The sequence below is a fragment of the Cupriavidus sp. FW306-1B-F12B genome, assembly GCF_058781795.1.
Window position 1 is genome coordinate 1 of record NZ_JBYSXC010000025.1, and the last position, 21,907, is coordinate 21,907.

Here is a 21,907-nt window from a genome sequence, read left to right on the forward strand (position 1 = left end):
GGGCTGAGCCCCGTGCAATACAGGACTCAGCCCTTGGCGGCCTAACTTACCCGTCCAACTTTACGGGGTCAGTTCAGTTTCCGGTGCCGTTTTTTTCTGCCGCTGGCGCGGCAGGCTTACATCCCGACGTAGTTCGGACCGCCGCCGCCTTCCGGCGTCACCCAGACGATGTTCTGGGTCGGATCCTTTATGTCGCAGGTCTTGCAGTGCACGCAGTTCTGCGCGTTGATCTGCAGGCGCTCCTTGCCCGACGTCTCGTCCTGCACGAACTCATATACACCTGCCGGGCAGTAGCGCGACTCGGGGCCGGCGTACTTGTCCCAGTTGATGTTGACCGGAACGCTGGCGTCCTTGAGCGTCAGGTGCGCCGGCTGGTTCTCTTCATGGTTGGTGTTGCTGATGAACACCGAGCTGAGGCGGTCGAAGGTCAGCTTGCCGTCCGGCTTCGGATACTCGATCTTCTGGCACTCGGCCGCCGGCTTCAGGTACACATGGTCCGGCTTCACGCGGTGGATGGTCCACGGCGGGTTGCGGATGCCCAGCTTGGGCAGCAGCCATTGCTCGATGCCGGTCATCAACGTGGCGGTGGTGCGGCCCTTCTTGAACCACTGCTTGAAGTTCTTGGCCTGCAGCAGTTCCTTGTGCAGCCAGCTCTGCTCGAACGCGGCCGGGTAGGCGGCCAGCTCGTCGTGCTGGCGGCCGGCCTGCAGCGCGTCATAGGCGGCCTCGGCGGCCATCATGCCGGTCTTGATGGCGGCGTGGCTGCCCTTGATGCGCGAGGCGTTCAGGTAGCCGGCATCGCAGCCGACCAGCGCGCCGCCCGGGAACACGGTCTTGGGCAGCGACAGCAGGCCGCCGGCGGTGATGGCGCGCGCGCCGTAGGAGAGGCGCTTGCCGCCCTCGAAGTACTGGCGGATTTCCGGATGCGTCTTGAAGCGCTGGAATTCCTCGAACGGCGACAGCCACGGGTTGGTGTAGTCCAGGCCGACCACAAAGCCGACCGCGACCTTGTTGTCTTCCATGTGGTACAGGAACGAGCCGCCGTAGGTGGCGGGGTCGAGCGGCCAGCCGGCGGTGTGCACCACCAGGCCGGGCTTGTGCTTGGCCGGGTCGATCTCCCACAGCTCCTTCAGGCCGATGCCGTAGCTCTGCGGATCCTTGCCGGCATCGAGCTTGAATTTCTCGATCAGCTGCTTGCCCAGGTGGCCGCGCGCGCCTTCGGCGAAGATGGTGTACTTGGCATGCAGTTCCATGCCCAGCTGGAAGTTGTCGGTGGGCTCGCCTTCCTTGTTGATGCCCATGTTGCCGGTGGCCACGCCCTTGACCGAGCCGTCTTCGTTGAAGAGCACTTCGGCGGCGGGGAAGCCCGGGAAGATCTCAACGCCCAGCGCCTCGGCCTGCTGGCCCAGCCAGCGCACGAAGTTCGACAGGCTGATGATGTAGTTGCCTTCGTTGTGGAAGCACTCGGGCAGCAGGGCCGGAGGCGTGCCCTTGGAGCCGGACTCGTTCAGGAACAGGAACTTGTCTTCGGTGACTGCCTGGTTCAGCGGCGCGCCCAGTTCCTTCCAGTTCGGGATCAGTTCATTGAGGGCGCGCGGGTCCATGATGGCGCCCGACAGGATGTGGGCGCCGGGCTCGGAGCCCTTTTCCAGCACGCACACGTTGACGTCGGCGCCTTTCTCCTGCGCGAGTTGCTTCAGGCGGATGGCGGTGGCCAGGCCGGCGGGGCCGCCGCCGACGATGACCACATCGTATTCCATGGCTTCGCGCGGGCCGAACTGCTCCAGGAGCTGTTGCTGATCCATTGTCTCTAACCCTCTATTTCTTTGCTGCTTGCTTGCAATTGTGGGAAATGCGGTGATCGTTTTGCCGAGAACCGGGCCAGCGCGCGGACGGGAGCCGCGGGTGGGTGAGTTGGCAGCGATTTGGGGTCCAAAGACTCCCGGATCGCGCGTTTTCCCTCTTTCCCTTTGCTGGTCAAGTTCTTAGAATCTCCGGCATTGTCCGGGACTCGCCACCCACAGGCAAGGATTTTTTTGGAACGGTCGTTCTTTTTTTTGATATGCTGCCTTCTGCTCCCGAATAGGCCGGAGGAGCTCCCGCACAAGAGGTAATCATGGGTTTGTCGATCAATCTGGAAGGCAAGGTCGCGCTGGTCACCGGCGCTTCAAGCGGGCTGGGCTCGCGTTTCGCGACGGTGCTGGCCGCCGCCGGCGCCAAGGTGGTGCTGGCCTCGCGCCGCACCGAGCGGCTCAAGGAACTGCGCGCGGCGATCGAGGCCGAGGGCGGCAGCGCCCATGTGGTGCGGCTGGACGTCACCGACCCGGACAGCATCCGCGCCGCGGTGGCGCATGCGGAGACTGAGGCCGGCTCCATCGACATCCTGGTCAACAACTCCGGCGTGTCGACCACGCAGAAGCTGACCGATGTGACCGCCGATGACTTCGATTTCGTGTTCGACACCAATACCCGCGGCGCCTTTTTCGTCGCCCAGGAAGTGGCCAAGCGCATGATCGCGCGCGCCAAGGGCGCCGAGCGCAACGGCAGCCCGCTGCCGCAGGCGCGGATCGTCAATGTCGCGTCGGTGGCGGGGCTGAAGGTGCTGTCGCAGATCGGCGTGTATTGCATGAGCAAGGCGGCCGTGGTGCACATGACCAAGGCCATGGCGCTGGAATGGGCGCGCCATGGCATCAATACCAATGCGATCTGCCCGGGCTATATCGATACCGAGATCAACCACCACCACTGGGACTCGGACGCGGGCCAGAAGCTGATCCAGATGCTGCCGCGCAAGCGCCTGGGCAAGCCGGAGGATCTAGACGGCCTGTTGCTGCTGCTGGCATCCGACCAGTCGCAATTCATCAACGGGGCTGTCATCACCGCCGACGACGGCATGGTCTGACCGCCTGATCGCTGACCCGGGGGCGCAAGGCCCCAGCTTCCCGGTTGCGCGCCAAAAGCGCCGTGGGATGGCCGGTTTGCACGCCCCAGGGCTTATCCGGTCCCCTTGGGTGCGCCGTAGTCAGCACACATCAATCATCAAAGAAAATTCGTGCGTGGCGGGCCAGTCTTGGCATAATCCGCCATGTCTGCAGATTAAGTCTTTACATACAAATAGAAAAACGCCGCGGTGGCCGCATGGCCCGAGCGGTCCGGACCGGAGGCCGGGGAGATGGAGCAACAAGAAGAGGCACGGCGCAACGCCGTGCCGCAACACGTCGTCGATTCCGCGGTGATCCCGCAGGCGGCCGACGAAGCGCAGGACGCTGATTTCCGGGTATCGCCCCGCATCGAGGACTGGATTGGCGTGATCGTGATGGTGCTGCTGGTCGGCATCACCTTCGCCAACGTGGTGGTCCGCTATTTCACCGACGAGTCGTTTGCCTGGACCGAGGAGTTCTCGGTCTTCCTGATGATCGTGCTGGCGCTGGTCGCCGGCAGCGCCGCGGTGGCGCGCGACCGTAATATCCGCATCGAATTCTTCTTCGAACGCGGCAGCGAGGCCCGCCAGCTGCGCCTGGCGTTCCTGTCGGCGCTGGCCGTGGCGGTGATGTTCATCGCGCTGGCAGTGCTGGGCGCACGCATTACCTGGGATGAGTACTCCTTCGGCGAGACCTCGCCGGGCATCGGCGTGCCGAGCTGGTGGTACTCGATCTGGCTGCCGGTGCTGTCGGCCGGCATCGCGCTGCGCGCGCTGGGGCTGGTGCTGCGCAACGTGCGCGCGCTCAAGGCGCTGCATGAAGGCAAGACCACCACGACGGAGAAGGCGCAATGACGTTCGTCGCCATCACTTTGTTCGTGGTCTTTATCGGCCTGATGCTGCTGGGCGTGCCCATCGGCGTGTCGCTGGGCCTGGGTGGCCTGGTTGCCATCGGCCTGTCCAACCTCGACACCCAGATGTTTGGCCTGCTGGCCGTGCCGCAGAACTTCTATGCGGGGCTGGCCAAGTATCCGCTGCTGGCGATCCCGATGTTCGTGCTGGTGGGGTCGATCTTCGACCGTTCCGGCGTGGCGCAGCGGCTGGTGACCTTTGCCATCGCCATCGTTGGCCGCGGCCCGGGCATGCTGCCGCTGGTGGCGATCCTGGTGGCGATGTTCCTCGGCGGCATCTCGGGCTCCGGCCCGGCCAACGCGGCCGCGGTGGGGGGCGTGATGATCGCGGCGATGTCGCGCGCCGGTTATCCGGGCTCGTACAGCGCCGCGGTGGTGGGCGCGGCAGCCGCGACCGACATCCTGATCCCGCCGTCGGTGGCCCTGATCATCTACAGCGTGCTGGTGCCCGGTGCATCGGTGCCGGCCTTGTTCGCCGCGGGCATGATCCCCGGCATCCTGGCCGGCGTGGCGCTGATCGTTCCGGCGGTGTGGCTGGCGCGCAGGCACAGCATGGGCGCGATCGAGGCCGCGCTGGCGCGCCCGCCGTTCTGGAAGAGCCTGCGCGAGGCCGCGTGGGGGCTGGTGGCGCCGTTCCTGATCCTGGGCGGCATGCGCGCCGGCTGGTTCACGCCGACCGAAGCCGCCGTGGTGGCGGTGGTCTACGGCCTCTTCGTCGGCATGGTGGTGTACCGCAGCATCGGCATGCGCGACCTGTTCACGATCTTCCAGGAGGCGGCCGAGACCTCGGCGGTGATCCTGCTGGTGGTGGCGCTGGCCGGCATCTTCGCCTATGCGCTGTCGACGCTGGGCGTGATCGACCCGCTCGCGCACGCCATCGCCAATTCCGGGCTGGGCGAGTACGGCGTGCTGGCGCTGATCGTGCTGCTGCTGATGACGGTGGGCATGTTCCTGGATGGCATCTCGATCTTCCTGATCTTCGTGCCGCTGCTGCTGCCCATTGTCAATGCCTTCCACTGGAACCCGGTGTGGTTCGGCGTGGTGCTGACGCTGAAGGTGGCGCTGGGCCAGTTCACGCCGCCGCTGGCCGTGAACCTGATGGTGTCGTGCCGGATTGCCCGGGTGCGCATGGAAGAAACCGTGCCCTGGGTGATCTGGATGCTGCTGGCGATGTTTATCGCCATGCTGATGGTGCTGGCCTATCCGCCGCTGGCGACCTGGCTGCCTGAGTACCTCGGCTACTGATGTTCCGCATTCACCAACAAGAATTGACGCTTTCCCGAGAGGAGATGAAATGAAACGTCGTGCCCTGATGCTCGCAACGGCTGCCGCCATTGCCGCTTCCGCCTTCGCCCCCGCCGGCGCAATGGCCCAGACCTACAAGTCCGAGTACAAGATGTCGCTGGTGCTCGGCCCGGCCTTCCCGTGGGGCAAGGGCGGCGAGATCTGGGCCGACCTGGTCAAGCAGCGCACCAACGGCCGCATCAATATCAAGCTGTACCCGGGCACCTCGCTGGTGGCCGGCGACCAGACCCGCGAGTTCTCGGCGATCCGCCAGGGCGTGATCGACATGGCGGTGGGCTCGACCATCAACTGGTCGCCGCAGGTCAGGGAACTGAACCTGTTCTCGCTGCCGTTCCTGATGCCCGACTACAAGGCGCTGGACGCGCTCACGCAGGGCGAAGTCGGCAAGTCGATCTTCACCACGCTGGAAAAAGCCGGCGTGGTGCCGCTGGCCTGGGGCGAGAATGGCTTCCGCGAGGTGTCCAACTCCAAGCGCGAAATCCGCAAGCCGGAAGACCTCAAGGGCATGAAGCTGCGCGTGGTCGGTTCGCCGCTGTACATCGAGACCTTCAACGCGCTGGGCGCCAACCCGACCCAGATGAGCTGGGCCGATGCGCAGCCGGCGATGGCCTCGGGCGCGGTCGACGGGCAGGAGAACCCGCAGTCGGTGTTCGCCGCCGCCAAGCTGTACACGGTGGGCCAGAAGTTCGTCACCACCTGGGGCTACGTGGCTGACCCGCTGATCTTCGTGGTCAACAAGCAGATCTGGGAAAGCTGGACCCCGGCCGACCGCGAGATCGTGAAGCAGGCCGCCATCGACGCCGGCAAGCAGGAAATCGCGCTGGCCCGCAAGGGCCTGGCCGAGCCGGGCGCGCCGGCCTGGAAGGACATGGAGGCGCACGGCGTCAAGGTTACGCACCTGACGCCGGCCGAGCATGACGCCTTCCGCAAGGCCACCGCCAAGGTCTACGACAAGTGGAAGAAGCAGATCGGCACCGAGCTGGTGACCAAGGCTGAAGGCGCGATCGCCAAGCGCTAAGCCACGCAGAGGGCCCGCCAGACTCGGCGGGCCTGTTCTTTTGGAGGCTGTGATGAAGCACGTCTATACGGTGGTCATGCCGATCCGCTGGGGCGACATGGATGCCATGGGCCATGTCAACAACACCGTCTATTTCCAGTACCTGGAGCAGGCGCGCATCGAGTGGTTCGCGTCGCTGGGCCGTGGCGGCAAGGATGCAGGCGGGCAGGGGCCGGTCATCATCAATGCGCACATGACTTTCCTGAAGCAGCTGCGCTACCCGGGCGACATCGAGTGCCGCGTCTACGCCGGCCAGCTCGGCCGCACCAGCTTCGAAACCCGCATGGAAATCCGCCGCACCGACCTGCCCGACGTGGTCTGGGCCGAGGGCGGGGCCAAGGTGGTGTGGTGCGATTACACGCAGGAGAAGTCGGTGCCGGTGCCGGCAGAGATCCGCGCGATCATCGAGGGCTGACGCCCGCCACGGGGCTCAGTGGTTGACCAGCCGCTGCACCAGGTCCACCGAGGTACTGGCCCCGTACTTCTTCATCAGCCGCGCCCGGTAGATGTCCACCGTGCGCGGGCTGATCGCCAGCAGCTTGCCGATCTGCTTGCTGGTCTTCCCCTCCACCAGCTGCGCCGCGATCTCGCGTTCGCGCGCGGTCAGCTCGGCCGTGACCTGGCGCTTCTGCGACAGGTCCTCGAAAGTCCAGATCCCGGCGCCCAGCGGTTGCGTGCGGTCCAGCGCGCGCCCGGTGACATGGCACCAGAACAATTCCCCGCCGGCGCGCTTCATGATGCGCTCGTCCGAGTACATGCCGCGCGTGCCCATGATCGGCGCAATGCGCGCGCCGGTGCGCTCGAACTCGTCGGCGGTGGGGTAGAGCACCTGGAACGACTGGCCCAGCAGCGCTTCGCGCGTGGTGCCGAAAATGCGGCAGACCTCCTCGTTGCAGTCTTCGATCACGCGTTCGCGTGACAGCACCAGGCCCACGGGGGCGAGCTGGAAGGCGGTCTGGTAGTCGATTGCGGGCATCTGCTTATGTATTTTTACGTAATGGCGTAGCCGGCTGTGCTTGCGTATGCTGTCGGTCGGACGAGTTGCGGCGACTGTCGCCCGCCTGTTGCCGATTGTACCGTTACAATTTCCCTGCGTCGCCCGCCGCACAACCCGGTGGCGGGAAGAGCGACAGGGAACTACCGAGGAAGGAGCGAAGCATGAACAAGGTCTACGCCAGCGCCGCAGAAGCGCTTGCAGGCGTCGTCCGCGACGGCCAGACGATCGCCGTGGGCGGTTTCGGCCTGTGCGGCATCCCCGAGGCGCTGATTGCCGCGCTGCGCGACAGCGGCGCCAAGCAGCTGACCTGCATCTCCAACAACGCCGGCGTCGATGGCTTCGGCCTGGGCCTGCTGCTGGCCACGCGCCAGATCAGGAAGATGATCTCGTCCTACGTGGGCGAGAACAAGGAGTTCGAGCGCCAGTACCTGGCGGGCGAACTTGAGCTGGAATTCACGCCGCAAGGCACGCTGGCCGAGAAGCTGCGCGCCGGCGGCTCGGGCATCCCGGCCTTCTTCACCAAGACCGGTGTCGGCACCATCGTCGCCGAAGGCAAGGAAATCCGCGAATTCGACGGCCAGCAGTACGTGATGGAGCGTTCGCTGACCGCCGACGTGGCGCTGGTCAAGGCATACAAGGCTGACAGGGCCGGCAACCTGGTGTTCCGCCGCACCGCGCGCAACTTCAACCCGATGTGCGCCATGGCGGGCAAGGTCACCATCGCCGAGGTCGAGCATATCGTCGAGACCGGCGAGCTGGATCCGGATGAAATCCACCTGGCCGGCATCTTCGTGAAGCGCCTGGTGCTGAACACCACCCCCGAGAAACGCATCGAGCAGCGCACCGTGCGCGCGGCCAGCTAAGGAGACGCATCATGGCATGGACACGTGACGAAATGGCCGCGCGCGCCGCGACCGAGCTGCAGGACGGTTTCTACGTCAACCTGGGCATCGGCCTGCCGACGCTGGTGGCCAACTGGGTGCCCGAAGGCATGGAAGTGTGGCTGCAGTCCGAGAACGGACTGCTAGGCATCGGCCCGTTCCCGACCGAGGACGAAGTCGACGCCGACATGATCAACGCCGGCAAGCAGACCGTGACGACGCTGCCGGGCTCGTCGATCTTCTCGTCGGCCGACTCGTTCGCGATGATCCGCGGCGGCCACATAAACCTGGCGATCCTGGGTGCGATGCAGGTCAGCGAGAAGGGCGACCTGGCCAACTGGATGATCCCGGGCAAGATGGTCAAGGGCATGGGCGGCGCAATGGACCTGGTCGCCGGCGTCGGCCGCGTGGTGGTGCTGATGGAACACACCGCCAAGAAGAAGGACGGCACCGAGGACATCAAGATCCTGAAGGACTGCAACCTGCCGCTGACCGGCGTGGGCGTGGTCAACCGCATCATCACCGACCTGGGTGTGATCGACGTGACCGACGAAGGCCTGAAGCTGGTGGAAACGGCTCCGGGTGTCAGCCGCGAGGAAATCCAGGCCAAGACGGGCGCTCCGCTGCTGTAAGCGGGCTGAGCTCCGAAGCCTGGCAGGGCCCCTGAGGTGCGATGCGCCGCAGGGGCTTTTTTTCGGGTCGCTTCGCTTTGGAATTGCCCGGCCGGGCTACGCCAGCCGGCTGCACTCCCTAGCTCTTCCGGCGAATAGCCCGGCAACATCGCTGCGCACTAAGCTGGCTGCTCTCCGGCAAGGCGCAGACCCTGCCGCGGTCGAACCCTCACGGAAGGTGCGCCATGCCGGCTTCCCCGAACCAATCCTTGCCACTGGTCTACGCCTGCTCCGGCTGCTCCAGCGTCGCGCAACTGGCCAATGCCTGCGCGGTACGGCTCGACCGCGGCGGCCGTGCCGAAATGTCCTGCATCAGCGGCGTGGGCGGCGGCGTGCCGGCGCTGACGCGAGTGGCGCGCTCGGGGCGGCCGATCCTGGCGCTGGATGGCTGCCCGCTGGCCTGTGTCAAGGCCTGCCTGGCCAGCGTGGGCGTGGCGGCGGACCGGCACCTGGTGCTGAACCGACTCGGCGCGACCAAGCGCCAGCACGGCGCATGCACCGAGGCCGAGGAACAAGCGATCTGGGGAGAGGTAGAGGCGGCACTGGCGAGCCTGGCCGCCGCAGGCTGAAGCCCGGACGCGCCGTGGCGCGCCCGGTAGCCGCAGGTCAGCCTGCCTGCTTGTTGTAGCTGGCGAACACCGAAGCGGCGCCGTCCGCTTTTACGATCAGCACGTCGAAGGGGTCCTTGCGCGGACCCTGTTCCATGCCGGGCGAGCCGACCGGCATGCCCGGCACGGCCAGGCCGACGGCCTTGGGTTTTGCGGCCAGCAGCTTGCGGATATCCGCCGCCGGCACGTGGCCCTCGATGGCGTAGCCGCCGATATACCCGGTGTGGCAGGAGCCAAAGCGTTCCGGCATGCCGAAACGCTTGCGGTACACGCCGGTGTCCTCGACATCATGCACCGTCACGGTGAAGCCGTTGCTGCGCAGGTGCTTGACCCAATCCTCGCAGCAGCCGCACAGCGGGCTCTTGTAGACGTCGATGGCAAGCGGCTTGGCGGCTTGCGCCAGCGCGCCGGCCACCGGTGCCAGCGCCCCGGCCGAGACCGCGCCCAGCGCCAGCGCGCGCAGGAAACTGCGTCGTTGCATCGCTTGCTCCTTACTGCGCCACCCAGCCACCGTCCATGTTCCAGATCGCGCCGCGGACTTGGCGGGCTGCTTCGGACGACAGGAACACGGCCAGCGCGCCCAGCTCATCGGGCGTGACAAACTGTCCCGAGGGTTGTTTCTCCAGCACCAGCTCGCGCTTGGCCTGTTCCACCGGAATGCCCTCCTTCTGCGCGCGGGCTTCGACCTGCTTCTGCACCAGTGGCGTCAGCACCCAGCCCGGGCAGATCGCGTTGGCGGTGACGCCGGTCTGCGCGGTTTCCAGCGCGGTCACCTTGGTGAAGCCGACGATGCCGTGCTTGGCCGCCACGTAGGCGGACTTCTGCGCCGAGGCCACCAGCCCGTGGGTGGAGGCGACATTGATGATGCGGCCCCAGTCCTTCTGCTTCATGCCGGGCAGCGCCAGGCGCGTGGTGTGGAAGGCCGAGGTCAGGTTGATGGCGATGATCGCGTCCCAGCGCTCGGGCGGGAAATCCTCGATCGCGGCCACGTGCTGGATGCCGGCGTTGTTGACCAGGATGTCGGTGCCGCCGAAGTCGGACTGCGCGTAGCGCATCATGTCTTCGATCTCGGCCGCCTTGCTCATGTCAGCGCCGTGGTAGCCGACCCGGATTCCCTGGCCGGCCTGCGCGATCTCTGCCTTTGCGGCGTCCGCGTCACCAAAGCCGTTGACGATGATGTTGGCGCCCTGGGCCGCCAGCGCTTTCGCGATGCCGAGCCCGATGCCGCTGGTCGAGCCAGTCACCAGTGCGGTCTTGCCGTTGAGCATGTAAGCCTCCGTCGAGAGAAAGGGATGCCACAGAAGGGATGCCACAGGGTTGGCGGAGCGCGCCGTGGCGGTGCGCGGCCGCGCATGCGGGGCGCTGACACTGTGCTGTGGCATTGTACCCGCTGCGGCGTACAATCCAGCTTTGCTCAACCTCCGGCAGCGCCGTCTTTTTGCGGTCCGCGGTCCGGTTCGTCAGGGAGTCCAGATGTCTGCCAGTCCGCGTCTCGGTTTTGTCCAGTGCATCAGTCCGGCGGGCCTGCACCGCATGGCCTACCACGAGTGGGGCGACCCCGCCAATCCGCGCGTGCTGGTGTGCGCGCATGGGCTGACGCGCACCGGCCGCGATTTCGACGCCGTCGCCAGTGCGCTGTGCGGCGATTACCGCGTGGTCTGCCCCGATGTGGCCGGGCGCGGCCGCTCGGAATGGCTGGCCGATGCCAACGGCTACGTGGTGCCGCAGTACGTGTCCGACATGGTTACGCTGATTGCGCGGCTCAATGTGGAGAAGGTGGACTGGTTCGGCACCTCGATGGGCGGGCTGATCGGCATGGGTCTGGCGGGGCTGCCGAAATCGCCGGTGCGCAAGCTGCTGCTCAACGACGTGGGCCCGAAGCTGGCGCCGTCGGCGGTGGAACGGATCGGCGCCTACCTGGGGCTGCCGGTGCGCTTCAAGTCCTTCGAGGAAGGCCTGGCCTACCTGCAGACCATCGGCGCATCGTTCGGCCGCCATACGCCCGAGCAGTGGCGCGAGCTCAACGCCGCCATCCTGAAGCCGGTGCAGGGCACCGACGGCCTGGAATGGGGCTTGCATTACGATCCGCAACTGGCGGTGCCGTTCCGCAAGTCCACGCCCGAGGCCATTGCCGCCGGCGAGGCCGCGCTCTGGCGCAGCTTCGAGGCCATCGAAGGCCCGGTGCTGGTGGTGCGCGGTGCGCAGTCGGACCTGCTGCTGCGCGAGACCGTGGCCGAAATGGTGGCACGCGGCAAGCATGTGAGCTCGGTGGAAGTGCCCGACGTGGGCCATGCCCCGACCTTTGTCGATCCGGCGCAGATTGCGATCGCCCGGCAGTTCTTTACCGGGGCCTGATTGCATCGCATGCCGGCCTTGTTTTTATCAGTCAACGCATTGTCATGAGTAACCTTGAACTGAAGCGCGCCCACGTGGGCAAGCGGTTGTCCGAATACGCGGTCTATAACGGCGTGGTGTATCTCGCCGGTCAGGTGCCCGAGGTCGATCCCAAGGCCGATATCCGCGGCCAGACGCGCGAGGTCCTCGGCCATATCGACCGGCTGCTGGCCGAGGCCGGCAGCGACAAGACCCGCATCCTGTCGTGCCAGATCTTCCTGACCAATGTCGACCAGATCGGCGAGATGAACGAAGTCTGGGACGCCTGGGTGCCGCAAGGCAACACGCCCCCGCGCGCCACCGTCGAAGCCCGCCTGGCCAATCCCGATTACCTGATCGAAGTGGTGGTGACCGCTGCGCTCAACTGATGCAGGCGTTGTGACATGGTGACGTCCACCGACCTGACCGGTCGGGTCGCGGGCATTCCGGATGCCGAACTGGTCGAGCGCGCACTGGCCTACGTGCGCGAGCATGGTGCCGAGGTCGCGCTGCCCACCGGCGAGACCGTGCAGTCGCACGCGCAGGGCATGCTGCGCATCCTCGACGGCCTGCGCGTCGACGACGCCGCGCGCGCCGCCGCCTGCCTGTTCGGGCTGGTGGCCTTCGTGCCCGGCACCGAGGCCGAGATCGCGCCGCGCTTTGGCGACGAGGTGGCACGGCTGGTCGACGGTGTGCGGCAGCTGCTGCGCATCGGCGCCATTGCCGGCAGCCGCCCCGATGCCGAGCCCTCGAAGAACGAAGCGCAGGCGCGCCACGAGCAGGTCGAGGCGCTGCGCAAGATGCTGCTGGCGTTTGCGCAGGATATCCGCGTGGTGCTGGTGCGCCTGGCCTCGCGGCTGCAGACCCTGCGCTGGCTGGCCGAGACCAAGCAGGCGCCGCTGCCCGGCGTGGCGCGCGAAACGCTGGACATCTACGCGCCGCTGGCGAACCGCCTCGGCATCTGGCAGATGAAGTGGGAGCTGGAGGACCTGGCGTTCCGCTTCGAGCAGCCCGATACCTACAAGCGCATCGCCAAACTGCTGGACGAGAAGCGCATCGAGCGCGAAGGCTATATCGGCAGCGCCATCGAACGGCTGCAGTCCGAGCTGGCGACCGCCGGCATCCGTGCCGAGGTCAGCGGGCGGCCCAAGCATATCTACAGCATCTGGAAGAAGATGCGCGGCAAGGAGCTGGATTTTGCCGACCTGTACGATGTGCGCGCCTTCCGCGTGATCGTCGACGATATCAAGGACTGCTACACGGTGCTCGGTATCGTCCACCATATCTGGCAGCCGATCCCGCGCGAGTTCGACGACTACATCTCGCGGCCCAAGGCCAACGGCTACAAGTCGCTGCATACGGTGGTGATCGGCGATGACGGGCGCGCCTTCGAGGTGCAGATCCGCACCCACGAGATGCACCACTTCGCGGAATACGGCGTGGCCGCGCACTGGCGCTACAAGGAAGCGGGCAGCCGCGGCTATGCCGGGCAGTTCTCCGCCAGCGAGCGCTATGACGAGAAGATTGCCTGGCTGCGCCAGCTGCTGGCGTGGAAGGACGATGCCGACCACAGCGTGGCGCACGACGAATCATGGGAGCAGATCAAGCACGCCGCGATCGACGACCACATCTACGTGCTGACGCCGCAGGCGCGCGTGGTGGCGCTGCCGCAGGGCGCCACCGCGGTGGACTTTGCCTACTACCTGCACAGCGACCTCGGCCACCGCTGCCGCGGCGCGCGCGTGGACGGCACCATGGTGCCGCTGAACACGCCGCTGAAGAACGGCCAGACCGTGGAGATCATCGCGGTCAAGCAGGGCGGCCCGTCACGCGACTGGCTCAACGCGGACCTGGGCTACCTGGCCAGCAGCCGCGCGCGGGCCAAGGTGCGGGCCTGGTTCAATGCGCTCGATTCGCAGGAGACCATCGCCCAGGGCCGCGTGCTGATCGACAAGACCCTGCAGCGCGAAGGCAAGACCGCGGTCAAGCTGGAAGACCTGGCCACGCGGCTGGGCTTCAAGACGCCGGAGGACCTGTTTGCGGCAGTGGCCAAGGACGAGTTCAGCCTGCGCCACGTGGAGCACGCGCTGCGACACCCGGAGGGCGAGGTCCAGGTGCCGCTGAGCGAGGAAGACGCTGTCACCAAGAAGAGCCGCGCGACCAGCGTGGCGCGCGGCGCCAAGAGCGGCGTGCTGGTGGTGGGCGTGGATTCGCTGATGACGCAGATGTCGCGCTGCTGCAAGCCGGCGCCGCCGGACGACATCGTCGGCTTTGTCACGCGCGGGCGCGGGGTGTCGATCCATCGGCGCAGCTGCCACACCTTCCAGCAACTGGCCGGGCGCGCGCCGGAGCGGGTGATCCAGACCGAGTGGGGCCAGAAGAGCCACGCCGCGGTCTACCCGGTCGACATCCATGTCGAGGCGATCGATCGCCAGGGGCTGCTGCGCGATATCTCCGAAGTGCTGTCGCGCGAGAAGATCAACGTCACCGGCGTCAAGACGCTCTCCAGCAAGGGCGTTGCGCGCATGCAGTTCACTGCCGAAGTGTCCGAGGCCACGCAGCTGCAGCGCGCGCTGCAGTTGATCGAAGACGTGCAGGGGGTGTTGCAGGCGAAAAGAAAGTGATGCTATACTTGCGGCTTCGCTAGGCTCGTAGCTCAGCTGGTTAGAGCACCACCTTGACATGGTGGGGGTCGTTGGTTCGAGTCCAATCGAGCCTACCAACGAATTGCAGTAAAGCAGTAAAAAGAAGTGCGGCAAGTCCGATTCAACCCCATACGGAACGGAAGGGCATCATGGTTATGACACCGCGAACTACTACCGCTGGCAAGCGACAGTAGTCGAGGTGCGCCTTCGACCCGGTTGGATCGGGTTTGACAAAGAGAAACGCGGCCTTGGCCGCGTTTTTTTTCGTCTGTCGCCTGCCAGCGCCCTGATAAGCTGCCGCGTTTCCGGTGCCGCAGGGCAGGGCAGCAAAGAATAAATCGCCGGTCCCGCAGACATTCAGGGCCGGTGCCACAAGATGCAGTTTGATCCGCTCGGGCGAAGCGCAAGACGCCGCCGGCGGAATCCTGGAGAGTCGAAATGATCGCAATCACGCTGCCGGATGGGTCCCGCCGCGAGTTTCCCGGCCCGGTGACGGTTGCCGAAGTCGCGCAGAGCATTGGCGCCGGCCTGGCCAAGGCCGCGCTGGCCGGCAAGGTGGACGGCCAGCTGGTCGACACGAGTTACAAGATCGACCGCGATGCGGGGCTGGCCATCGTCACGGACAAGGACGCCGATGGCGTCGATGTGATCCGCCACTCCACGGCGCACTTGCTGGCCTATGCCGTCAAGGAGCTCTATCCGGAAGCGCAGGTGACGATCGGCCCGGTGATCGAAAACGGCTTTTACTACGACTTTGCCTACAAGCGTCCCTTCACGCCCGAAGACCTGGCCGCCATCGAGAAGAAGATGACGGAACTCGCCCGCAAGGACGAGAAGGTCGTGCGCGAAGTATGGAACCGCGACGAAGCGGTGGCGCTGTTCGAGTCGATGGGCGAGAAGTACAAGGCCGAGATCATCGCCTCGATCCCCGCCGACCAGGAAATCGGCCTGTACCGCGAAGGCAGCTTCGTCGACCTGTGCCGTGGCCCGCACGTGCCGTCCACGGGCAAGCTGAAGGTCTTCAAGCTGATGAAGGTGGCCGGCGCCTACTGGCGCGGCGACGCCAACAACGAGATGCTCCAGCGCATCTACGGCACGGCCTGGGCCAGGAAGGAAGACCAGGAAGCCTACCTGCACATGCTGGAAGAGGCCGAGAAGCGCGACCACCGCAAGCTGGGCAAGACGCTCGACCTGTTCCACCTGCAGGAAGAGGCGCCCGGCATGGTGTTCTGGCACCCGAAGGGCTGGCAGGTGTGGCAGGCCGTCGAGCAGTACATGCGCGGCCGCCTGACGGACGCCGGCTACGATGAGGTCCGCACGCCGCAGGTGATGGATCGTTCGCTTTGGGAAAAGTCCGGCCACTGGCAGAACTACAAGGAGAACATGTTCGTCACGGAGTCGGAGAAGCGCGATTACGCGATCAAGCCGATGAACTGCCCGGGCCATGTGCAGATCTTCAACCACGGCCTGCGTTCGTACCGCGACCTGCCGCTGCGCCTGGCCGAATTCGGCGCCTGCCATCGCAACGAGCCGTCGGGCGCGCTGCACGGGCTGATGCGCGTGCGCGGCTTTGTGCAGGATGATGCGCACATCTTCTGCACGGAAGAGCAGATCGTGGCGGAGGCCAAGGCCTTCAACGAACTGGCGTTCTCGGTCTACGACGACTTCGGCTTCAAGGATGTGAAGGTCAAGCTGTCGCTGCGCCCGGACCAGCGTGCCGGCTCGGACGAGATCTGGGATCACGCCGAAGAGGGCCTGCGCCTGGCGCTGCGCGCCTGCGGCGTGGATTGGGAAGAGCTGCCGGGCGAGGGCGCGTTCTACGGCCCCAAGGTCGAGTACCACATCAAGGATGCGATCGGCCGCTCGTGGCAGTGCGGCACGCTGCAGCTTGACCTGGTGCTGCCGGAGCGCCTGGATGCCGAATACGTCTCCGAGGACAACTCGCGCAAGCGCCCGGTGATGCTGCACCGGGCCATCCTGGGTTCGTTCGAGCGTTTCCTGGGCATCCTGCTGGAAAACCACGCCGGTGCGCTGCCGGCCTGGCTGGCCCCGGAGCAGGTGGTGGTCATGAATATTGCGGATTCGCAGGCGGAATACGCCGAAAGCGTCGTGCAATTGCTGCAAAAACAAGGGTTTAGGGCCAAGGCTGATTTGCGTAATGAGAAAATTACGTATAAAATCCGCGAGCATTCGCTTCAAAAGGTTCCCTACCTGCTGGTAGTGGGCGACAAGGAGCGGGATGCCAGTCAAGTGGCCGTGCGTGCCCGTGGCAACGTGGATCTGGGTGTGATGCCCGTCTCCGCGTTTGTTGAGCGTCTGCAAAACGACGTCGCCAGCAAAGCCTGATGGGTGGTGAGCACGGCTTGTTTTTTTGTCTTCTTGAGGTAACGCAACATCGCTACGGACAAAGGTCATCGCATCAACCGGGAAATCAGCGCGCCTGAGCTGCGCCTGGTAGGGGTTGATAACGAACAGCTCGGCATCGTCAAGTTCATGGACGCGCTCCGGCTGGCTGAAGATAAGGACTTGGACCTGGTCGAGATCGCGCCGAACGCGGTTCCGCCCGTCGCCCGGATCATGGATTACGGGAAGTTCAAGTACGAGGAAGCCAAGCGCGCCCACGAGGCGAAGCTGAAGCAGAAAATCATCCAGGTCAAGGAAGTCAAGTTCCGGCCGGGTACGGATGATGGCGACTACAACGTCAAGCTGCGCAACCTGAAGCGCTTCCTGGAAGACGGCGACAAGACCAAGATCACGCTGCGGTTCCGTGGTCGCGAGATGGCCCACCAGGAAATCGGCGCGCGCATGCTCGAACGCCTGAAGGCGGACCTGGAAGAAATCGGCCAGGTCGAGCAGATGCCGAAGATGGAAGGGCGCCAGATGGTGATGGTGCTCGCCCCCAAGAAGAAGAAGTAATTCCTGCGCGGTGCAGCGGCCGGGATGCCAGGCATCCCGGCGTTGCTTCGCGCGGAAGTCGCGCGTGGTCCGCAAGGGCCGCTGTGCAACAACAAGTGGATGCGGGTCTTGCAAGCGTCGGCGTGAGCCGTCCACCTGCATGCATGTCATATGAGCTGGAGTTTTTCATGCCGAAGATGAAGACGAAGAAAAGCGCCTCCAAGCGCTTTACTGCCCGTCCGAACGGTTCGTTCAAGCGTGGCCAGGCCTTCAAGCGTCACATCCTGACCAAGAAGACCACCAAGAACAAGCGTCAACTGCGCGGTACTCAGGACGTCCATGAGACGAACCTGAAGTCGGTGCGCGCGATGATGCCTTACGCATAACCCCTGACGAAAACGAAAGGAGAATTACATGCCTCGAGTAAAGCGTGGGGTCACTGCACGGGCCCGTCACAAGAAAGTCATCGATGCTGCCAAGGGTTACCGCGGCCGTCGCAATAATGTCTACCGCATCGCCAAGCAGGCGGTCATGCGTGCTGGCCAGTACGCGTACCGCGATCGCCGCAACAAGAAGCGCGTGTTCCGCGCTCTGTGGATTGCGCGTATCAATGCCGCGACGCGTGAGCATGGCATGACCTACAGCGTGTTCATGAACGGTCTGAAGAAGGCCTCGATTGAACTGGACCGCAAGGTGCTGTCGGACATGGCTATTCACGACAAGCCTGCCTTTGCCGCCATCGTCAACCAGGTGAAAGCCACCGTTGCCTGATGCCGGCTGCGGCAGCGCGTAAGCGCTGCCGGGCAAGCACCGACCGCAAGGTCGACCGCCGACCGCAAGGTCCGCTGAAACGGGGCTCCTCACCGAGCCCCGTTTTTATTTCGAATGCCGTTTCAGTTGCCGCTATCCGGTTGCCGAGACCGCATTCGAAACGAACACCGCACGTAGTGCCAACCCACGTCGGACCGGTGCGTACCGGCCCGACGCCAAAAATCCCACGACCGCCGCCATGTCTCAGGATCTGGATCAAATTGTCGCCGATGCCCAGGCCGCCTTCGCCGCTGCCAACGACAACGCCACGCTGGAAAACGAAAAGGCCCGCTTCCTGGGCAAGACCGGCGCGCTGACCGAACTGCTCAAGGGCCTCGGCAAGCTCGACCCGGAAACCCGCAAGACGGAAGGCGCCCGCATCAACCAGATCAAGCAGCAGGTTGAAGCTGCCCTGCAGGCACGCCGCCAGGCGCTGGCCGATGCGCTGATGAACGCGCGCCTGGCCGCCGAGGCCATCGACGTCACGCTGCCTGGCCGTGCGGTCAGCCGCGGCAGCCTGCACCCGGTGATGCGCACGTGGGAGCGCGTCGAGCAGATCTTCGGCTCGATCGGTTTCGATGTGGCCGACGGCCCCGAGATCGAGACCGACTGGATGAACTTCACCGCGCTGAACAATCCGGACAACCATCCGGCGCGTTCGATGCAGGACACGTTCTACGTGGATGGCCGCGACAGCGAAGACAAGCTGTTGCTGCTGCGCACGCATACCAGCCCGATGCAGGTCCGCTACGCCAAGATGCATGTCGAGAAGTACGCCGGCAAGGCGATGCCGCCGATCAAGGTGATCTGCCCGGGCCGCACCTACCGTGTCGACAGCGACGCCACGCACTCGCCGATGTTCAACCAGGTCGAAGGCCTGTGGATCGGCGAGGACGTCAGCTTTGCCGACCTGAAGGGGGTGTACACCGACTTCCTGCGCAAGTTCTTCGAGCGCGATGACATCCAGGTGCGCTTCCGCCCGTCGTACTTCCCGTTCACCGAGCCGTCGGCAGAGATCGACATGGCCTTCGGCAACGGCAAGTGGCTGGAGATCTCCGGTTCGGGCCAGGTGCATCCGAACGTGCTGCGCAACATGGGCCTCGATCCCGAGCGCTATATCGGTTTCGCGTTCGGCTCCGGCCTGGAGCGCCTGACCATGCTGCGCTATGGCATCAACGACCTGCGCCTGTTCTTCGAGGGTGACGTGCGCTTCCTGCGCCAGTTCGCCTGACGCGCCGCCGTCCCCTCGTCAACGACCACACAGAATACTTACCGGATCAGAAGCGCCATGCAATTCTCGGAATCCTGGCTTCGCACCTTCGCCAACCCTGAAAAGATCTCCACCGACGCGCTGTCGCACACGCTGACCATGGCCGGCCTGGAAGTGGAAGAGGTCGGCTCGGTCGCGCCGCCGTTCGACAAGGTGGTGGTCGCGCGCGTGCTGTCGACCGAGCGCCATCCCAACGCCGACCGCCTCAACGTGTGCCAGGTCGATGCCGGCACCGGCGAGACCCTGCAGATCGTCTGCGGCGCGCCCAACGTCAAGCCCGGCATCCTGGTGCCGTGCGCACTGGTCGGCGCCGTGTTGCCGCCGTCCGAGGATGGCGGCAAGCCGTTCGAGATCAAGATCGGCAAGCTGCGCGGCGTGGACAGCTACGGCATGCTGTGCTCGGCGCGCGAACTCAAGCTGTCGGAGGACCACGGTGGCCTGATGGTGCTGCCGGAAGACGCGCCGGTCGGCCAGGACATCCGCCAGTACCTCGACCTGGACGACCAGGTCTTTGTCATCAAGCTGACGCCGAACAAGGCTGACTGCCTGTCGATCCACGGCGTGGCGCGCGAAGTGTCGGCGCTGACCGGCGCTGCGCTGAACCTGCCGGAGATGACGCCGGTGGCGGTGACGATCCAGGACAAGCTGCCGGTCAAGGTGTCGGCGCCGGACCTGTGCGGCCGCTTCTCCGGCCGCGTGATCCGCGGCGTGAATGCGCGCGCGGCCACGCCGGCATGGATGGTGCAGCGCCTGGAGCGCTCGGGCCAGCGCAGTGTTTCCGCGCTGGTCGATATCTCGAACTACGTGATGCTGGAACTGGGCCGTCCGTCGCACGTGTTCGACCTGAGCAAGATCCACGGCGGCCTGGACGTGCGCTGGGGCCGCAAGGGCGAGAAGATCAAGCTGCTCAACGGCAATACCATCGAGGTCGACGAGCAGGTCGGCGTGATCGCCGATGACAAGGAGATCGAAAGCCTGGCCGGCATCATGGGCGGCGACAGCACCGCCGTGACGCTGGACACCACGGACATCTATCTCGAGGCCGCATTCTGGTGGCCCGCTGCGATCCAGGGCCGTGGCCGCCGCTATAACTTCTCGACCGATGCCGGACACCGCTTCGAGCGCGGTGTGGACTACGCTACCACGGTCGAGCATATCGAGCGCATCACCGCGCTGATCCTCGAGATCTGCGGCGGACAGGCCGGCCCGGTGGACGACCACGTGGTCAACCTGCCGCAGCGCAAGCCGGTCAGCCTGCGCGTGGCGCGCGCCGAGCGCGTGCTGGGCATCGAGCTGTCGCCTGCGGCCATCGCCGATGTATTCCAGCGCCTGCAGCTGCCGTTCACGCGCACCCAGGGCGCCGAGGGCGAGGTGTTTGAAGTCACGCCGCCGAGCTACCGCTTCGATATCGAGATCGAGGAAGACCTGATCGAGGAAGTGGCCCGCATCTATGGTTTCGAGCGCATCACGGCCCGTCCGCCGATCGCCGAAAGCGAGATGCGCCCGACCAACGAGGCCCGCCGCTCCAGCCACGTGGTGCGCCATGCCGTGGCCGCGCGCGACTACCAGGAAGTCATCAACTTCGCCTTCGTCGAAGAGAAGTGGGAGCGCGACTTCGCCGCCAACGACAACCCGATCCGCCTGCTGAACCCGATCGCCAGCCAGCTGGCGGTGATGCGCTCGACGCTGATCGGCGGCCTGGTCGACAAGGTGCGCTACAACCTGAACCGCAAGGCTGCGCGCGTGCGCCTGTTCGAGGTGGGCCGCGTGTTCCATCGCGACGCCAGCGTGAAGGATGGCGGCCTGACGGTGGCCGGCTACGATCAGCCGATGATGGCCGCGGGCATTGCCTATGGCCCGGCGTTCGAAGAGCAGTGGGGCATCCCCGCGCGCAACGTCGACTTCTTCGACATCAAGGGCGATGTCGAGGCACTGTTCCATCCGCGCGTGCCGCGCTTCGAGCCGGTGTCGCACCCGGCGCTGCACCCGGGCCGCGCCGCGCGCGTGCTGCTCGACGGCAAGGCGGTGGGCGTGGTCGGCGAGCTGCATCCGCGCTGGCTGCAGGAATACGAGCTGACGCACGCCCCGGTCGTGTTCGAGCTGGCGCTTGACGCGCTGCGCGACACCGGCCTGCCGGTGTACACCGAGATCTCCAAGTTCCCGGCCGCCGTGCGCGACCTGGCCATGGTCGTGAAGCAATCGGTGCGCGTGCAGGACCTGCTCGACGCCATGCGCGCGGCACTGGAAAAGCAGGGCTACGGCCGCTACTGCCAGAGCCTGGTGCTGTTCGACGAGTTCCGTCCCAAGGGCGCTTCCGCTGCCATTGGCGCGGACGAGAAAAGCCTTGCGTTCCGGGTGACCTTGCAAGATACTGGGTCGACCCTCCAGGACGAAACCGTCGACAGCGCAGTGCGCTGCATGGTCGACGCGCTGACAGAGGCCTTCCAGGCCCGGCTGCGCGGCTGAGCCATCGCCAGTACGCAACAAGTACGCGACGGACACACGATAAACAAGGGCGCCCGGGCTTGCCCCGGGCGGATCGCCAGACACACACTTGAGCGATC

General features: G+C 65.5%; 21 protein-coding genes and 1 tRNA gene. 18 read left to right on the top strand and 4 right to left on the bottom strand.

Features of this window, described 5'->3' with window-relative positions; all coding sequences use genetic code 11:
- Positions 1–116: 116 nt before the first annotated feature.
- Positions 117–1,805, bottom strand: a complete 1,689-nt coding sequence (locus tag AC3WLE_RS29145; RefSeq protein WP_492320478.1) for an electron transfer flavoprotein-ubiquinone oxidoreductase — start codon at positions 1,803–1,805, stop codon at positions 117–119.
- Positions 1,806–2,116: 311 nt separating this feature from the next.
- On the opposite strand from AC3WLE_RS29145, the gene AC3WLE_RS29150 reads away from it, so the two are divergent.
- From AC3WLE_RS29150 to AC3WLE_RS29170, 5 genes are all read left to right on the top strand, one after another.
- The gene (locus AC3WLE_RS29150; protein ID WP_010813116.1) at positions 2,117–2,902 is read left to right on the top strand and encodes an SDR family oxidoreductase; all 786 of its coding nucleotides are present in this window, start codon (positions 2,117–2,119) and stop codon (positions 2,900–2,902) included.
- Between the two features lie 270 nt (positions 2,903–3,172).
- Positions 3,173–3,775, top strand: coding sequence for a TRAP transporter small permease (locus tag AC3WLE_RS29155; protein ID WP_492320479.1), 603 nt, complete (start codon positions 3,173–3,175; stop codon positions 3,773–3,775).
- On the top strand, positions 3,772–5,076 hold the full coding sequence (locus AC3WLE_RS29160) for a TRAP transporter large permease (RefSeq protein ID WP_492320480.1): 1,305 nt from the start codon (positions 3,772–3,774) through the stop codon (positions 5,074–5,076). The genes AC3WLE_RS29155 and AC3WLE_RS29160 overlap by 4 nt, the downstream gene beginning before the upstream one ends.
- Positions 5,077–5,125: 49 nt before the next feature.
- Positions 5,126–6,154 (top strand): DctP family TRAP transporter solute-binding subunit, encoded by a 1,029-nt coding sequence (locus AC3WLE_RS29165; protein WP_492320481.1) that lies wholly within the window; start codon positions 5,126–5,128, stop codon positions 6,152–6,154.
- 52 nt (positions 6,155–6,206) lie between these two features.
- On the top strand, positions 6,207–6,608 hold the full coding sequence (locus tag AC3WLE_RS29170; RefSeq protein ID WP_340529975.1) for an acyl-CoA thioesterase: 402 nt from the start codon (positions 6,207–6,209) through the stop codon (positions 6,606–6,608).
- A gap of 15 nt (positions 6,609–6,623) precedes the next feature.
- On the opposite strand, the gene AC3WLE_RS29175 is transcribed toward AC3WLE_RS29170, so the two are convergent.
- On the bottom strand, positions 6,624–7,169 hold the full coding sequence (locus tag AC3WLE_RS29175; RefSeq protein ID WP_018310311.1) for a LuxR C-terminal-related transcriptional regulator: 546 nt from the start codon (positions 7,167–7,169) through the stop codon (positions 6,624–6,626).
- Positions 7,170–7,351: 182 nt separating this feature from the next.
- Between AC3WLE_RS29175 and AC3WLE_RS29180 the strand changes: the two genes are divergently transcribed.
- The 3 genes from AC3WLE_RS29180 to AC3WLE_RS29190 all read left to right on the top strand — a co-directional run bounded on the left by AC3WLE_RS29180 (position 7,352) and on the right by AC3WLE_RS29190 (position 9,311).
- A complete protein-coding gene (locus AC3WLE_RS29180; RefSeq protein WP_492320482.1) occupies positions 7,352–8,053 on the top strand; it encodes a CoA transferase subunit A in 702 nt (233 codons plus the stop codon).
- A gap of 11 nt (positions 8,054–8,064) precedes the next feature.
- On the top strand, positions 8,065–8,703 hold the full coding sequence (locus tag AC3WLE_RS29185) for a CoA transferase subunit B (protein ID WP_010813109.1): 639 nt from the start codon (positions 8,065–8,067) through the stop codon (positions 8,701–8,703).
- A gap of 224 nt (positions 8,704–8,927) precedes the next feature.
- The gene (locus AC3WLE_RS29190) at positions 8,928–9,311 is read left to right on the top strand and encodes a putative zinc-binding protein (RefSeq protein ID WP_492320483.1); all 384 of its coding nucleotides are present in this window, start codon (positions 8,928–8,930) and stop codon (positions 9,309–9,311) included.
- Positions 9,312–9,348: 37 nt separating this feature from the next.
- On the opposite strand, the gene AC3WLE_RS29195 is transcribed toward AC3WLE_RS29190, so the two are convergent.
- Positions 9,349–9,831 carry a DUF411 domain-containing protein gene (locus AC3WLE_RS29195; RefSeq protein WP_010813108.1) on the bottom strand — a complete coding sequence of 161 codons (483 nt, stop codon included), beginning with the start codon at positions 9,829–9,831 and terminating at the stop codon, positions 9,349–9,351.
- Between the two features lie 10 nt (positions 9,832–9,841).
- A complete protein-coding gene (locus tag AC3WLE_RS29200) occupies positions 9,842–10,618 on the bottom strand; it encodes a 3-hydroxybutyrate dehydrogenase (protein WP_492320484.1) in 777 nt (258 codons plus the stop codon).
- A 205-nt stretch (positions 10,619–10,823) separates the two neighbouring features.
- Between AC3WLE_RS29200 and phaZc the strand changes: the two genes are divergently transcribed.
- The 10 genes from phaZc (at position 10,824) to pheT (ending at position 21,809) form a co-directional block, all read left to right on the top strand.
- Complete coding sequence (phaZc, locus tag AC3WLE_RS29205; protein WP_492320485.1) at positions 10,824–11,705, top strand: 3-hydroxybutyrate-oligomer hydrolase PhaZc; 882 nt, start codon at positions 10,824–10,826, stop codon at positions 11,703–11,705.
- A 44-nt stretch (positions 11,706–11,749) separates the two neighbouring features.
- Positions 11,750–12,112 carry a RidA family protein gene (locus tag AC3WLE_RS29210; protein ID WP_010813105.1) on the top strand — a complete coding sequence of 121 codons (363 nt, stop codon included), beginning with the start codon at positions 11,750–11,752 and terminating at the stop codon, positions 12,110–12,112.
- A 15-nt stretch (positions 12,113–12,127) separates the two neighbouring features.
- Positions 12,128–14,347 carry a RelA/SpoT family protein gene (locus tag AC3WLE_RS29215; RefSeq protein WP_492320486.1) on the top strand — a complete coding sequence of 740 codons (2,220 nt, stop codon included), beginning with the start codon at positions 12,128–12,130 and terminating at the stop codon, positions 14,345–14,347.
- A gap of 21 nt (positions 14,348–14,368) precedes the next feature.
- Positions 14,369–14,445 (top strand) — tRNA-Val (locus AC3WLE_RS29220).
- 361 nt (positions 14,446–14,806) lie between these two features.
- Positions 14,807–16,714: a threonine--tRNA ligase gene (gene thrS, locus AC3WLE_RS29225; RefSeq protein WP_454749836.1), complete on the top strand. Its 1,908-nt coding sequence runs from the start codon at positions 14,807–14,809 to the stop codon at positions 16,712–16,714.
- A 48-nt stretch (positions 16,715–16,762) separates the two neighbouring features.
- Positions 16,763–17,284 (top strand): translation initiation factor IF-3, encoded by a 522-nt coding sequence (gene infC, locus AC3WLE_RS29230; protein WP_078195944.1) that lies wholly within the window; start codon positions 16,763–16,765, stop codon positions 17,282–17,284.
- Between the two features lie 167 nt (positions 17,285–17,451).
- A complete protein-coding gene (gene rpmI, locus AC3WLE_RS29235; RefSeq protein ID WP_006575466.1) occupies positions 17,452–17,649 on the top strand; it encodes a 50S ribosomal protein L35 in 198 nt (65 codons plus the stop codon).
- Positions 17,650–17,677: 28 nt separating this feature from the next.
- The gene (gene rplT / locus AC3WLE_RS29240) at positions 17,678–18,034 is read left to right on the top strand and encodes a 50S ribosomal protein L20 (protein WP_008650487.1); all 357 of its coding nucleotides are present in this window, start codon (positions 17,678–17,680) and stop codon (positions 18,032–18,034) included.
- A gap of 238 nt (positions 18,035–18,272) precedes the next feature.
- The gene (gene pheS, locus AC3WLE_RS29245) at positions 18,273–19,304 is read left to right on the top strand and encodes a phenylalanine--tRNA ligase subunit alpha (protein WP_010813101.1); all 1,032 of its coding nucleotides are present in this window, start codon (positions 18,273–18,275) and stop codon (positions 19,302–19,304) included.
- 57 nt (positions 19,305–19,361) lie between these two features.
- On the top strand, positions 19,362–21,809 hold the full coding sequence (gene pheT, locus AC3WLE_RS29250) for a phenylalanine--tRNA ligase subunit beta (protein WP_492357000.1): 2,448 nt from the start codon (positions 19,362–19,364) through the stop codon (positions 21,807–21,809).
- Positions 21,810–21,907 lie beyond the last annotated feature (98 nt).

Excerpts from the sequence above, each read along its gene's own strand:
- AC3WLE_RS29145 (WP_492320478.1), bottom strand. The coding sequence starts at position 1,805 with ATGGATCAGCAACAGCTCCTGGAGCAGTTCGGCCCGCGCGAAGCCATG.
- AC3WLE_RS29150 (WP_010813116.1), top strand. The coding sequence starts at position 2,117 with ATGGGTTTGTCGATCAATCTGGAAGGCAAGGTCGCGCTGGTCACCGGC.
- AC3WLE_RS29155 (WP_492320479.1), top strand. The coding sequence starts at position 3,173 with ATGGAGCAACAAGAAGAGGCACGGCGCAACGCCGTGCCGCAACACGTC.
- AC3WLE_RS29160 (WP_492320480.1), top strand. The coding sequence starts at position 3,772 with ATGACGTTCGTCGCCATCACTTTGTTCGTGGTCTTTATCGGCCTGATG.
- AC3WLE_RS29165 (WP_492320481.1), top strand. The coding sequence starts at position 5,126 with ATGAAACGTCGTGCCCTGATGCTCGCAACGGCTGCCGCCATTGCCGCT.
- AC3WLE_RS29170 (WP_340529975.1), top strand. The coding sequence starts at position 6,207 with ATGAAGCACGTCTATACGGTGGTCATGCCGATCCGCTGGGGCGACATG.
- AC3WLE_RS29175 (WP_018310311.1), bottom strand. The coding sequence starts at position 7,169 with ATGCCCGCAATCGACTACCAGACCGCCTTCCAGCTCGCCCCCGTGGGC.
- AC3WLE_RS29180 (WP_492320482.1), top strand. The coding sequence starts at position 7,352 with ATGAACAAGGTCTACGCCAGCGCCGCAGAAGCGCTTGCAGGCGTCGTC.
- AC3WLE_RS29185 (WP_010813109.1), top strand. The coding sequence starts at position 8,065 with ATGGCATGGACACGTGACGAAATGGCCGCGCGCGCCGCGACCGAGCTG.
- AC3WLE_RS29190 (WP_492320483.1), top strand. The coding sequence starts at position 8,928 with ATGCCGGCTTCCCCGAACCAATCCTTGCCACTGGTCTACGCCTGCTCC.
- AC3WLE_RS29195 (WP_010813108.1), bottom strand. The coding sequence starts at position 9,831 with ATGCAACGACGCAGTTTCCTGCGCGCGCTGGCGCTGGGCGCGGTCTCG.
- AC3WLE_RS29200 (WP_492320484.1), bottom strand. The coding sequence starts at position 10,618 with ATGCTCAACGGCAAGACCGCACTGGTGACTGGCTCGACCAGCGGCATC.
- phaZc (WP_492320485.1), top strand. The coding sequence starts at position 10,824 with ATGTCTGCCAGTCCGCGTCTCGGTTTTGTCCAGTGCATCAGTCCGGCG.
- AC3WLE_RS29210 (WP_010813105.1), top strand. The coding sequence starts at position 11,750 with ATGAGTAACCTTGAACTGAAGCGCGCCCACGTGGGCAAGCGGTTGTCC.
- AC3WLE_RS29215 (WP_492320486.1), top strand. The coding sequence starts at position 12,128 with ATGGTGACGTCCACCGACCTGACCGGTCGGGTCGCGGGCATTCCGGAT.
- thrS (WP_454749836.1), top strand. The coding sequence starts at position 14,807 with ATGATCGCAATCACGCTGCCGGATGGGTCCCGCCGCGAGTTTCCCGGC.
- rpmI (WP_006575466.1), top strand. The coding sequence starts at position 17,452 with ATGCCGAAGATGAAGACGAAGAAAAGCGCCTCCAAGCGCTTTACTGCC.
- rplT (WP_008650487.1), top strand. The coding sequence starts at position 17,678 with ATGCCTCGAGTAAAGCGTGGGGTCACTGCACGGGCCCGTCACAAGAAA.
- pheS (WP_010813101.1), top strand. The coding sequence starts at position 18,273 with ATGTCTCAGGATCTGGATCAAATTGTCGCCGATGCCCAGGCCGCCTTC.
- pheT (WP_492357000.1), top strand. The coding sequence starts at position 19,362 with ATGCAATTCTCGGAATCCTGGCTTCGCACCTTCGCCAACCCTGAAAAG.